This window comes from Acinetobacter sp. SFD (genome assembly GCF_001647575.1).
GTDB lineage: Bacteria > Pseudomonadota > Gammaproteobacteria > Pseudomonadales > Moraxellaceae > Acinetobacter > Acinetobacter pecorum.
On the sequence record NZ_LSZJ01000013.1, the window covers coordinates 125,509 to 138,790 of the forward strand.

Here is a 13,282-nt window from a genome sequence, read left to right on the forward strand (position 1 = left end):
AAATATTAAATAGTATTTATTGTTATACCTGAAATGGCGCATTTAACGAATAAGACAATAGTGAAATGCCAATCCCAACGCCAATGTTCAGTTGAATTCCATTTTAAGGTTTATATATGAAAGTTTTATGCCAAAAATACATTTTTTATGATCTCTATTCCTTAAAACCTGGCATATGATCAATCTTCTTTATGTTGCGCACGCGGATGAGCCTGATCATAAATTTGAGCCAGATGATCAAAATCGACATGGGTATAAATTTGCGTAGTGGTTAAATTACTGTGTCCCAGCATTTCCTGCACGGCGCGTAAGTCCCGGCTATTGGATAACATGTGACTCGCAAAACAATGTCTTAACAAATGCGGATGTAAATCTACATTGACGCCTGCACGCTGCGCCTGAAATTTAACCCGGTTTTCAATCTGTCTTGCACCAAGCGGATTGCCTTTCTGGGTAATAAATACATTCGCCTCGGGCACAAAATCACCATTCCATAAGGGATAGACTTGCAACCAGGCCATCACGCTGTCTTTGGCCTTGGAGCCAAAAGGCACAATCCGGGTTTTATTGCCTTTACCAGTAATACGTAATAATTGCCGGTTGAAATCAATATCTTTAATTCTCAGGCTTTGCAGTTCTGCCAGACGCAGCCCACTGGAATAAAGCAACTCTAACATCGCTTTGTCCCGGAGCCACATTTGCTGCTGTATTTCATTGTCAGGCGCAGGCTGATCAATAATCTGGTTAACGGTTTCAATATCCACCATGCCCGGCAAAGGGCGCGATTGACGTTTTAACTGAAAATCATCCGCAGGATTAAAAGCCATATGCTGAGCCTGCTCGGCCCATTTCATAAACTGGCGAATGGCTGAAAGCATACGTTGCATGCTGCTGGGACTCAGTTGATGCTGTTCGACTTTCTCAGCCAGAAACTGGCGTAAATCGGTGGCTTCCACATCGTTTAAATTGAGCTGTTCACGCTGGCAAAACTCTAAAAAATCCGAGACATCACGCCCATAAGCTTGCAAGGTATGTTTGGACTGGTTTTGAATTTCACGTTCTTTCAGCCACATGTTGAGCAAGAGTTGAGGTGGGACAATCACTGCTTGCTCCATTTAGAGTTGCTCCAGATAATCTTGAATCAGCATTGCAACCTGATCTGCATGAGTGCTAGCAAAGAAATGATCTCCACCTTTAATAATATGCAATTTTGCATTTTTAAAAATTCCTGCCAAGTATTGTCCAAGCTGAACAGTGCTTAAAGGATCATGATCGCCCCAGATCAGCAAGATCGGAACGTCCAGACTTGCGAGCTGAAGGCGGCTAAATTCAGTTTGGTCTTGTTCAAACCAGTCCGGCGCTGTTTTAAACAGTTCACGATAATCTGTTCGCCAGTCTGCACAATGAAATGTTTTTAAATTCAGACCACCAGATGTCGCCAACAATACCAACCCTTTGACTTTCTGTGGATGCTTAAGTGCCAACCCAATGGCCAAGACCCCGCCCATAGACTGGGCAATTAGAATGGAATCATCTTCAATTTGCTTTTTCACGAATTCTTGCAGATCATGCAGGTTTTGAATAGCTAAATTTGGTGCTACACCATCAAAGCCTGGATAGGCAATGACTTGCTGATCTGTATATTCGGTTAATGCTGCTCTTAATGGCTGCCAAAAGTGCTGGCTTCCTGAAGCACCCGGCAGGAAAACAAGCTTATTCATCTCATTCAAATTCTACAGTTTTTCCCATCCTAGCATAAAAAAAAGCACCATCGATCAGACAGTGCTTTTTCTCAAGCGGCACGAAATCTAGCTCTGGAAGTAACGTAAATCCAGACGACCTTCATACACGGTAGCCGTTGGACCGGTCATCCACACCACATCACCTTCTTTCCACTCAATCTGCAACTTTCCACCTGCAAGTTCGATTTCGACTTTGCTCGACAGCAGACCACGGCGCATACCAGACACTGCGGCTGCACAGGCACCTGTACCACAGGCCAAGGTCTCGCCTACACCACGTTCATATACCCGTAAACGTGCATGTTTCTCATCAATAATCTGCATAAATCCGGCATTGACCCGTGCCGGGAAACGCACATGCGACTCGACCTGCGGACCAATACGTGCGACATCTGCAGTAATCACATCCGGTACAATGGTCACCGCATGCGGATTACCCATATTCACCACATCAATCGTCAGCTTTTCACCGTCAGCAAGATCGATGTCATACAGGCTTTCCGGTGCATCAGCCACAAATGGAATTTCCTGCGGCAGGAATTTTGGATAGCCCATATTCACACGCACCCAGCCATTCGCGCCCAATTCTGGTACTACAATACCTGACTTGGTTTGTACCTTGATTTTGGTTTTGGCGGTCAACTGTCGATCATGCACAAACTTGGCAAAACAGCGCACACCATTGCCACATTGTTCCACTTCCGAACCATCAGCATTAAAAATCCGGTATTTAAAATCTGCACTCGGAATATCAGGCGGCTCAACGATCAATAACTGATCAAAACCAACACCAAAGTGACGGTTGGCCAGGCGTTGAATCGTCAGGGTATCCAGATAAGCACGCTGGCTGATCAGGTCCACTACCATAAAGTCATTGCCCAAGCCATGCATCTTGGTAAATTCTAATAACATCCTGATTTACTCCTTAAGGCAATAAACGCTCACGTTCCCAGAGGGATTCAATCGTTTCACGTTCACGAATCAGATGCGCCTGATCGACGTCGACCATCACCTCAGCAGCACGGCCACGGCTGTTATAGTTTGAACTCATGACAAAACCGTATGCACCCGCACCAAGCACTGCCAGCACATCATTTTCCTTGATTGCAAGCTCGCGCTCTTTACCCAGGAAATCACCAGTTTCACAGATGGCACCCACGACATCCCATTCTTTGCTTTCAACATCAGTACGCGGCCTAACAGGTTGAATGTCCATCCATGCTTCATACAAAGCTGGACGAATCAGGTCATTCATCGCTGCATCAATAATCGCGAAGTTGCGGTGACTGGTCGGCTTCAGCAGATCCACTTTGGTCAGTAGCACCCCCCCATTGGCAGAAATACTGCGTCCCGGCTCCATATACACCTTCAAGCCCAGTTTTTCTAAAGCTGGACGCAGTGCATTGGCATATTCTTCAACCGACGGCGGGGTTTCATCTTTATACGTCACGCCCAGACCGCCACCGATATCAATGTGTTTAAGATGGATGCCCAGCTCTTTCAACTGCTCAATCATGACAATCACTCGATCCAGTGCATCCACAAATGGCTGGGTTTCGGTCAGCTGTGAACCGATATGGCAGTCAATTCCGACCACATCCAGATTTGGCAATGACGCCGCATATTGATAGGTTTCAAACACGCTATCCGATGGAATACCGAATTTATTTTCTTTTAAGCCGGTTGAAATATAAGGATGGGTTTTGGCATCCACATCCGGATTCACGCGCAATGAAATCGGTGCTTTGACATTCAATTCAGCCGCCACCTTTTGAATACGATCCAGCTCGGCATAAGATTCTACGTTGAAACACGCGATCCCGACTTCCAACGCTTTTTTGATATCTGCTTCAGTTTTACCCAAACCGGAAAATACAATTTTCGATGCATCACCACCGGCTTTCAGCACACGGGCCAATTCACCACCGGTCACAATATCAAAACCTGCACCTTGCTTTGCCAATACATTCAATACCGCAAGATTAGAGTTGGACTTTACCGCAAAACAGATTTGATGATCGATAAAGTTAAAAGCACGGTCCATATCTAAAAAATGTTTTTCCAAAGTGGCTTTGGAATAAACATAAAGTGGTGTGCCAAATTGCTCCGCGAGCTGTTGTAATGAACATTGCTCAGCGTGCAATACCCCATTAATGCGGGTGAAACTCATGAAGGTATCCTTTCTGTGAAAGCGTTATGGTGTGGTTTTAACGTCTGAATCGGCAGGTGCAGCAAACTGTTGTGGCATGGGTATCTCGCGTTCTTCATCGGACGCTTTGGACTCATTTTCAGTATTTTTGTATAACAGATACTTGGCCCGCTTGTCGTAATTCGGATCATTTGGCAAGTGCAAAGCACCTGACTGTCCACAACCTGCAAGAACGAGACCTGTCGCTAAGATACTGATGTAGCAAATGACTTGGCGCATCTGACCACCTAATGTAATAGTTTCGATGAAGTATAACGCGATCATTCAGCATGACCCAAGCGTTAAACGCTAGAGAGTATCTTTAGACAAAAAAAAACGCCAGCAGATCGCTGACGTTTTTATTGATAAGGTTTATTTATGTTTCTGTTTATAGAAGCCAAAATAGCCAATGATTAGCAAAATAAACCAGATCGGACTGACCATCAGGGCTTGGCGGGTATCTTCTTCCAGCGCCAAGACCACAATCATGCTGAGGAAGAAGATAATTACCATCCAGCAGGTCACCAGACCGCCCGGCAACTTAAAGGTTGATTTGGCATGCAGTTCTGGACGTGTTTTGTAATACACGATATAGCTCCAGATAATAATGATCCAGACACAGATAAACAGAATCGTGGACAAAGTCGTGGCCAAGGTAAATGCCCGGACAGTATTTGGAACAAAATACTGCAGTGCTGCTCCCAGCAACAAACATACCGCTGAGAAATACAGGGCGTTGGCAGGAACCGCACGACGGTTCAGGCGACCAAAAGCCACCGGTGCCTGCTTTTCACGTGACAGGCCAAACAGCATACGGCTGGTCGAGAATACACCACTGTTCATTGATGACATTACCGAGGACAACACCACCAGATTCATGATAATCGCAGCCGCTGCAATGCCAGCCTGACTGAACAGGTTTACAAAGGGCGAAACATTCGGGTCAATCTGGTTCCAGGGTGTCACTGACATCACAATCAGCAATGCCAAAACATAGAAAATAATGATACGGATCGGAATAGAATTCACTGCTTTTGGCAGGTTCTTTTCTGGATCTTTGGTTTCAGCCGCAGTAGTCCCTACCAGCTCCACCCCGACAAAGGCAAAGATGGCAATCTGGAAACCGGCAAGGAAGCCCATGGCACCTGTAGGGAATATCCCGCCATGATCCCAGATATGACTAAATGAAGCGACCGTTCCAGCATCAGAAGTGAATCCTGTAAAGATCATCCAGAGGCCGACGGCAATCAGCACCACAATGGCAATAATCTTGACCAGGGCAAACCAGAATTCCATTTCACCAAACAGTTTTACCGTAACCAGATTCAAGCCTATGATAAACACAATCGAGGCAATACTGATCATTACCCCCTCTTCAGGACTAAAGGGCAAGCCATTATTGAAGAATTGCAGATAGTAAATGATGGCGGACAGATCTGCGATCCCGATGGTGATCCAGCACAGCCAGTAGGTCCAGCCAACAAAGTATCCGGCCCAAGGCCCAATCAGATCCGTGGCAAAATCAATAAATGATTTATATTGCAAGTTGGAAAGTAACAGTTCGCCCAGTGCACGCATCACCAGAAAGACCATAAAACCGATGATCATATAGATCACCAGAATCGAAGGTCCTGCGAGACTGATGGTTTTACCCGATCCCATAAACAGGCCGGTTCCGATGGCACCCCCAATGGCAATTAGCTGTAGGTGCCGGTTGGATAGACTCCGCTTTAATTCATCGTGCTCCGCCGACGAATTGTTATAGTTTTCTGACATTATTAATTACAACTTCGAATTTTACTTGCGACAAATTAACGTAAAAAATGCTGAATACAAAAATAAAAATCACATCATTTGTATTTCCTGATTAATTGAAGAAGTTAATTTATTTTTCTTATATCGCTCTCCAAACACATTTCTGCCTTATTTTTGACCTGCAAGATTTCAGTAATTTCTTGTAAAACCCCTAAAATTATGTAAAAAATGGAACACTATTCAGCCATTTTATGCACTCAGGATGAAGGCATCTGGCATAGCAATTGCTTTTTAATCAATATCTCGAACGACGCAAACATGGATCCATAAGAAGAATTTTATGCAAAATTTACAAAGTTTAATGGAAACTTTAAGCGGCTGGGTCTGGGGCCCTTATATGCTGGTACTGATTGTCGGTACCGGGGTATTCCTCACCTTCCGTTTATTGTTCTGGCAGTTCCGCATGTTGCCACTGGCTTTTAAACAGGTCTTTGGCAAGCACCCAGACCACGCAGGTGATATTTCCCAATTTGCTTCACTCATGACCGCACTTTCTGCCACGATTGGTACCGGTAATATTGCCGGCGTGGCCACTGCCTGTGTTCTTGGTGGTCCAGGGGCTGTGTTCTGGATGTGGATGACTGCCCTCTTTGGTATGGCAACCAAATACGGTGAAGGTGTTCTGGCAGTCAAATACCGAATTAAAAATGAGAAAGGTGAAATGTCCGGTGGCCCGATGTACTACATCGAACGAGGCCTCAAATGGAAATGGCTGGCGCTGATTTTTGCCTTGTTCGGAACTCTGGCTTCTTTTGGAATCGGCAGCTCCGTACAGTCCAATACCGTAGCATTGGCAGTGCAAAACAGCTTGGGCATCGAAACCTGGATGACGGGTATCATTATCACCGCTTTTTCGGCACTGGTGATTTTGGGCGGGATTAAATCAATTTCCAGAGCAGCGTCACTGATTGTTCCTATTATGGCTATAGGCTATGTGGCAGGGGGATTAATTATCATCTTTAATAATCTCGAACTGGTCGTTCCTGCGCTTAAAATCATCTTCACCTATGCCTTTACTGGAGAGGCCGCAGTGGGCGGTGCAATTGGTGCGGCGATTCGTTATGGTGTAGCACGTGGCGTATTCTCCAACGAAGCGGGTATGGGCTCTGCACCCATTGCGGCCGCAGCGGCAAAAACCGATCATCCGGCCCGTCAAGGTCTGGTGTCTATGACCGGTACCTTCATTGATACCATTATTGTCTGTTCAATCACCGGTATTGTTCTGGTCATGGGCTATATCATGGCAGGCAATTCATTCGGAGGCCAAACCGGTGCCGTATTAACCATCGGTGTATTCGACAAGCTGCTACCTGGTATTGGTGGCTGGGTGGTGACTTTCGGAATCATTTTCTTCGCTTATTCCACTATTTTGGGCTGGAGCTACTATGGCGAAAAATGTACCAGCTATTTACTTGGCGAAAAATTCGTTTTGCCCTATCGCATTATTTATATTGCCTCAGTGTTTATCGGCTGCATTGCAACACTGGATCTGGTCTGGCTATTCGCCGATACCTTTAACGGCCTCATGGCGGTGCCGAACTTAATCGCATTATTATTACTGTCTGGTGTCATTGCCAAAGAATCGAAAGACTTCATTGCAAAACGTAAATCTGGTGAGCTGTATTAATAGATAAGTTTTGTAAATACTCAATCCAAGTATAAAAAAGCCACGTAAATCGTGGCTTTTTTATACTTCAGTTTTCCCATTTTTCATTATGAAATTTTAGCAACGTAAACCACTACAGGCGAGCTTGTCCCGCTCAGATTCAAGCTCCAGTGCCAGTCCTAAAGATAAAACAAAGAACTGAATGCCTTCAATTTTCATATTGCCCTGTTCATCTTCCAGATATCCACTCAGTTTTTGATAGGTTTTATGATGCAGATCAAAAGGTACATCCAGATAAAGCCCACCCAGGTAGATTTCACTATGGACGGTTTGATCCAGACCTAAACACGGCATATAGGCAATCCCCTGTTGCTCTAGCCAGCCGATCAACATTTGGCGAACCGAGTCTGCGTTCCGATCTGGATGTATATAATGATCAAAATGCACAAATAACACATCACGGTTTTTTTCACGTGCGATCGCATCAATATGTTTCAGCAATTGTGACAAGATCTGTTCCATTCCAGCATAACAAGACGGGCATTATAGACGGCGTTACCGCACAGTATTCAAATCAGCATAAATAAAAGCGACAAACCTTGTCGTAAAAACCATGATTTTTCAGGTGAAAGGCTTGGTTTTCGATAGCATTCACCGCTATGCTGTCACTCAATTTCAATCGCTTCATCTTCAAATATGGCTAAAGCAAAAAGTGTGTATCGTTGTGAACAATGTGGTGCCGATCATCCCAAATGGTCGGGGCAGTGTTCTGAATGCGGGGAATGGAACAGCCTGGTTGAGGTGACCATTGCACCGGCAGTGACGCATCGCGCCCAGCCAAAAATTGGTGGTGGATACGCCGGCCAGGCGTCTAGCATTACTACCTTAAATCAGGTCTCAGTCTCTCATGAAACCCGTCTTCCGACGGGTATCAGCGAATTTGACCGGGTCTTGGGTGGCGGACTGGTGACCGGTTCGGTGGTCCTGATCGGCGGTGATCCCGGGATTGGTAAATCTACCATCTTGCTACAAACAGCCACGCACATGGCATCTGCCAAAAATCCGGCCCTGTATGTGACCGGTGAGGAATCCTTGTCTCAGGTGGCTTTACGTGCCCAGCGTCTGGATCTGCCGACCGACCAGCTCAAAGTCATGGCAGAAACCTGCGTCGAACGTATTTGTGAAGTGCTGGCCCAGCAACGTCCTGCGGTGGCAATCCTGGACTCGATCCAAACCTTGTATACCGAAACCCTGCAATCTGCACCGGGTGGTGTCTCACAGATTCGTGAATCAGCGGCCCTGTTGACCCGTTTTGCCAAAAATAGCGGCACGTCTTTGTTTCTGGTCGGTCATGTGACCAAAGAAGGCGCACTGGCCGGCCCACGTGTACTGGAACATATGGTCGACTGTGTGCTGTATTTTGAAGGCCAGTCGGATTCACGTTACCGAATGATCCGAGCAGTCAAAAACCGTTTTGGTGCGGTTAATGAACTCGGTGTGTTCGGCATGACCGACAAAGGTCTGCGCGAAGTATCTAATCCTTCAGCCATCTTTTTAAGCCGTTATGATGAAGCCATTCCAGGCTCAATTGTTATGATCAGCAGGGAAGGTACGCGCCCGCTCCTAGTTGAAGTTCAGGCACTGGTCGATGATGCACATGGCCAACCAAGACGTGTAGCGCTTGGCCTGGATCAGAACCGTCTAAATATGCTCCTTGCAGTCATGCATCGGCATGGTGGTGTGCAAACCTCCGGCCAGGATGTTTATGTCAATATCGTCGGTGGGTTGAAAATCACCGAAACCGGTTCGGATCTGGCGGTACTTCTCGCCTGCGCCTCCAGCATTCGTGGCAAAGCCTTACCGCAACAGCTGGCGGTTTTTGGTGAAGTCGGCCTGTCTGGAGAGATTCGTCCTGTGCCGAACGGCCAGGAACGCCTAAAAGAAGCGATTAAACATGGGTTTAAATATATTATTGTCCCTCGCGGCAATGCACCGCAAAAACCCATTGAAGGCGTGCAAATTATTGCAGTTGCGCGTTTACATGAAGCCTTAAGCGAGGCGATGGCGCTGAGTGATGAACTCAACTAACTGTAAACTGGCCTATTTGGTACAAAGAGCAAAAAAATACAGATTTTTGATTGAAATTCCACACAAAGCCTATATAAATAGACTGTACAAACAGGTTTTATTCTCATAGGAAAAATGAATGGAAGTTCGACAGCGCGGTTTGATCACAGGTCTCTTGACAGCAGTTTTATTGGTTGCGCCTTTTGCAGCTGAAGCAAAACGTGCCGGTGGCGGTAAAAGTCACGGCATGCAACGTTCTGCACAACCTACTCAATCTTATCAACAACCTCGTCAAACTGCGCCTGCTCAACAAGCGCCAGTTGCCGGTGCTGCAACCCAGCAAAAATCTGGTCCGGGTGTCGGCGGTATGGTGGCCGCGGGTGTAGCCGGTGCTGCGATTGGTGCAGTTGCTGCCAATGCCTTGGCGGATGATCAAAGTGTAGCAGCATCTGAAGCTCAGGCTGCTCAAGCAGAAGAGGAAAAAGGTGGTATTCCGGGCTGGATCTGGATCCTTCTTGCTGCTGCTGTTGCCTTCTTCATTTTCCGTAAAATGAGCGCAAAAAAAAAAGTAGCTTCTAACCCTTTTGCACCAAATAGCGGTGCTGGTAATACAGCACCTTTTGGTCAGGCACCGACTGCACCTCGCGGTGGTGACAGTACCAATATTTTTGGCCAGAACGTGGGTGGTCAAACGTCAAGCAATAATGCTCCGCTTGGTTCCGCTCCGGTAAATAATGCGCCTTTTGGTGCAGCTTATACCCAAAGTGGCAGCCAGTTACCGGATGGTACTGAACCTGCTGCATTCTTGCGTGTAGCGCGTCAGCGTTTTAACCATATTCAGTCCATGAATACAGCAAGCAACATTTCTGAAATTCAGCGTTATCTGACTCCTGATCTTTATCAGTCAATGTATAACGACATCATGAGTAATCAGGATCAGGATGTTGCCGAGTTTTTAAATCTGAATGCGATGGTTGTCGACTCATCGACTGACAATGGCCAGTATATTGTCAGCGTACGCTTTACCGGTACGGTAAGCGAAGACTTAAACAGCTTGCCGCAACCGTTCGCAGAAATCTGGCATTTCACCAAACCAGCAGCTTCAAATCAGGACTGGGTGGTTGCAGGTATTCAGCAAGACTAATTCGTAATAGATTGTTTTTAAACAGCGGCTTTCAAGCCGCTGTTTTTATTTTTAAATTCTATATATTTTAATCCACGCTCCCCCTCCCCCCCTTTTTTTAGACTTATCAATAGTTCTTTATATTTTTCACTTAAATAGCTTTATATTTCTTATTTTAAATATAAATAATAATTGTTATCATTCTCACTAATTACTTCATAAATTTGTAAATAGAATTTCCGATGATGAATAGTCCGAATATGCAAACCATAGCGACTGGAACAGTTACTGCACCAAATCCCTCAAGCAAAAATAAAGTCAAAGCCAATATGCTGGCTTACCGTGGGATGATTTTATATCGCTTTATTCTGGCGGGTGTGGGCGGTTATCTACTGGCTACACTGGCAACGATCGTGATTGCCCAGCTTTTTATCGACAGTGGAAGCAGTGCTGCCATGTCCGCGACCCTGAGTGGCTTTAGCTTGAATACTGCTGCATTTATCTGGGTATTTATGGTGAATAAAACGCTCAAAGCTACGCTCGGGATCGCGATTCCCGGTGTTTTGCTCTATATCGCCTATAAGCTTTTAGGAAATTAAAATGAGAATAGATGCAAAACCCGAAGGTCCGCGCCAATCGATGGCATGGTTGCATACCTGGGCCAGTCTGATTTTAGGCTGGCTTTTATATGCGATATTTTTAACGGGAACCTTGAGTTTTTTCCAGAACGAAATTACCGTCTGGATGAAACCGGAATTTCATCAGTCAGTTCCACCAAAGACTCAAATCGAACAAACCCGTGTGGCACTGGCTTATCTGCAACAGCACCATCCGGATGCCGGCAGCTGGGCGATTCAGCTTCCTACCACACGCCAAAATACCACCACCCTGACTATTCGTAGTACCGGTGAAGATCCGCGTGCCCGTCGTGGTGGTACCCGTGTGACAATTGACAGCGCCACGGGCGAAGTTTTGCAAGCGCGTGAAACACGCGGCGGTTCATTCTTATACCGTTTCCACTTTGAATTGTATGGTTTGCCAAGAATCTGGGCGCGCTGGATTGTCGGTATTGCAACCCTGCTCATGCTGGTGGCAATCATCAGCGGTGTCATTACCCATAAGAAAATTTTCAAGGATTTTTTTACTTTCCGTCCCGGCAAAGGTCAGCGTTCCTGGTTGGATGCACATAATGCTACTGCGGTATTTGCCCTGCCCTTTCATATCATGATTACCTTCAGTGGCTTATTACTATTACTCTTTACCCTGATGCCTTGGGGCGTAAACCAGATTTATGAAAATCGAGGTGCTTTCCTTCAGGATCAACGTAAAAGTTTGATTCAGAACACCAGTATTCAAGCTGAATCCCGTGATGGCCGTAGTGAAAGTAAAGAACGTCGACCGCAAGCTGAGAGAGAAAATCGTGGCGAGCGCGGTGAAATGTCTGCACGTGGTGAAAGTCGCCGCTCTCGTGATGAAATGCAAGTTGCATCTCCTGCACCATTAACCGATCTGGCTCCGATCTTGGCAACAGCCGAAAAAGAATGGAAAAATAACTCGGTTGGCACGATAACCATTATCCAGCCGAATACCGTAAAAGCTGAAATTGAGCTTCGTGCCTTAAACGGAGTCAGCGTAGCTTATCGCAATGTTTATCCAAGTCTGGCTTTTAATGGCGTAACAGGTGATTTAGAGCCGGATCAAACCACCCTGAAAATACCTTCAGTCGCAAATGGTATTTATAATATATTCACCACATTGCATGAAGCACGTGGCGTGGATCTGGCTTTACGCTGGTTATTGTTCATGTCAGGTGTGGTCGGCACCTTGATGATTGCGACCGGCTTGATTCTATGGTGTGTTAAACGTGCACCGCAGCAACAGAAACAAGGCTATAAATCGTTTGGATATCGTCTTGTGGAAGTCACCACTATCGCTGCCATTATTGGCTTACCGATTGCCTGTGCTGCCTATTTCTATGCCAACCGTTTTATTCCGGCAGACATGGAGATGCGTTTGAACTGGGAAATTCGTAGCTTCTTTATTGTCTGGTTACTGACATTGCTGTATGCCATGATTCGCAGTCATCGTCAGGCCTGGCTGGAACTATTACTGCTTGCCACTGCTGCATTTGCCTTGCTGCCAATCGTGAATTTCATGACCGGCGGTCAGGCGATCTGGAATAGCATCATGCATGGTCAATGGGTCATTGCTTCTTTTGATCTGGCGATGTGGGTGCTTGCGATCCTGTTCTGGTTTTCATTTAAAAAAGTGAAAAACCATAAAGGTTTGCCGTCTAAAAAAGTCAAGGTTGCTCTCAAGGAGAAGCAGGCATGATGTTCTTCTTACTGATTTGGGCTTTAACTTCACTGGGTTTCTTTGCGCTTGCAATGTCGATGTCCAAACATCAAAAACAGATTTTTGACACAGAACTTGACCCTGCAAAAACACAACTTGCGCCTATTCTCGGCTGGGTATTGCTCATAATTGCCCTGACTCTATGCCTGTTGACAGGAGCTGTCAGCAATATGATCAGTTACTGGCTGGGCAGTCTGACTTTTGCAGCACTGGTGGTCGGTTTAAGTCTGAGTTATCTGGCAAGTAAAATTAAAGTGATCGTAATGTTCTGTGTATTCATCGCCTCGATCTCAGGGATTTTTTGCTTGATCTAGTTGATTGATTCATCACTACCTTTTTAAAAGCTGATCTTCGGATTGGCTTTTTTTCTTTAAACCTTTTAGTCT

The 13,282-nt window shown here is 45.8% G+C and carries 13 protein-coding genes; 6 read left to right on the plus strand and 7 right to left on the minus strand.

The genetic code is table 11. From position 1 onward, the window contains the following. Window positions 1-179: 179 nt before the first annotated feature. From xerA to AY605_RS10160, 6 genes are all read right to left on the minus strand, one after another. Window positions 180-1,115, minus strand: coding sequence for a site-specific tyrosine recombinase/integron integrase (gene xerA, locus AY605_RS10135; protein ID WP_064096289.1), 936 nt, complete (start codon window positions 1,113-1,115; stop codon window positions 180-182). Further along, complete coding sequence (locus tag AY605_RS10140) at window positions 1,116-1,721, minus strand: alpha/beta fold hydrolase (protein WP_064096290.1); 606 nt, start codon at window positions 1,719-1,721, stop codon at window positions 1,116-1,118. An 87-nt stretch (window positions 1,722-1,808) separates the two neighbouring features. Further along, entirely contained in the window at window positions 1,809-2,654 is an 846-nt protein-coding gene (gene dapF / locus AY605_RS10145; protein ID WP_064096291.1) for a diaminopimelate epimerase, read from the minus strand. Window positions 2,655-2,667: 13 nt separating this feature from the next. Then, window positions 2,668-3,912 (minus strand): diaminopimelate decarboxylase, encoded by a 1,245-nt coding sequence (lysA, locus tag AY605_RS10150; RefSeq protein WP_064096292.1) that lies wholly within the window; start codon window positions 3,910-3,912, stop codon window positions 2,668-2,670. A gap of 24 nt (window positions 3,913-3,936) precedes the next feature. Next, the gene (gene lptM, locus AY605_RS10155; RefSeq protein ID WP_064096473.1) at window positions 3,937-4,170 is read right to left on the minus strand and encodes an LPS translocon maturation chaperone LptM; all 234 of its coding nucleotides are present in this window, start codon (window positions 4,168-4,170) and stop codon (window positions 3,937-3,939) included. Window positions 4,171-4,302: 132 nt separating this feature from the next. Further along, window positions 4,303-5,706 (minus strand): amino acid permease, encoded by a 1,404-nt coding sequence (locus AY605_RS10160; protein ID WP_064096293.1) that lies wholly within the window; start codon window positions 5,704-5,706, stop codon window positions 4,303-4,305. A 319-nt stretch (window positions 5,707-6,025) separates the two neighbouring features. On the opposite strand from AY605_RS10160, the gene AY605_RS10165 reads away from it, so the two are divergent. Next, window positions 6,026-7,372 (plus strand): alanine/glycine:cation symporter family protein, encoded by a 1,347-nt coding sequence (locus AY605_RS10165; RefSeq protein ID WP_064096294.1) that lies wholly within the window; start codon window positions 6,026-6,028, stop codon window positions 7,370-7,372. Between the two features lie 96 nt (window positions 7,373-7,468). Here the strand turns inward: AY605_RS10165 and AY605_RS10170 are convergent, their stop codons facing one another. Continuing rightward, a complete protein-coding gene (locus tag AY605_RS10170; RefSeq protein WP_064096295.1) occupies window positions 7,469-7,873 on the minus strand; it encodes a hypothetical protein in 405 nt (134 codons plus the stop codon). Window positions 7,874-8,047: 174 nt separating this feature from the next. Here AY605_RS10170 and radA point away from each other — a divergent pair, with 174 nt between their 5' ends. The 5 genes from radA (at window position 8,048) to AY605_RS10195 (ending at window position 13,210) form a co-directional block, all read left to right on the plus strand. Further along, window positions 8,048-9,439, plus strand: a complete 1,392-nt coding sequence (gene radA / locus AY605_RS10175) for a DNA repair protein RadA (RefSeq protein WP_004645722.1) — start codon at window positions 8,048-8,050, stop codon at window positions 9,437-9,439. A 118-nt stretch (window positions 9,440-9,557) separates the two neighbouring features. Then, window positions 9,558-10,562 carry a Tim44 domain-containing protein gene (locus AY605_RS10180; RefSeq protein ID WP_064096296.1) on the plus strand — a complete coding sequence of 335 codons (1,005 nt, stop codon included), beginning with the start codon at window positions 9,558-9,560 and terminating at the stop codon, window positions 10,560-10,562. Between the two features lie 221 nt (window positions 10,563-10,783). Next, window positions 10,784-11,140: a hypothetical protein gene (locus AY605_RS10185; protein ID WP_064096297.1), complete on the plus strand. Its 357-nt coding sequence runs from the start codon at window positions 10,784-10,786 to the stop codon at window positions 11,138-11,140. A gap of 1 nt (window position 11,141) precedes the next feature. Further along, window positions 11,142-12,875, plus strand: a complete 1,734-nt coding sequence (locus tag AY605_RS10190; RefSeq protein ID WP_064096298.1) for a PepSY-associated TM helix domain-containing protein — start codon at window positions 11,142-11,144, stop codon at window positions 12,873-12,875. Beyond that, window positions 12,872-13,210 (plus strand): DUF3325 domain-containing protein, encoded by a 339-nt coding sequence (locus tag AY605_RS10195; protein ID WP_064096299.1) that lies wholly within the window; start codon window positions 12,872-12,874, stop codon window positions 13,208-13,210. The genes AY605_RS10190 and AY605_RS10195 overlap by 4 nt, the downstream gene beginning before the upstream one ends. Window positions 13,211-13,282 lie beyond the last annotated feature (72 nt).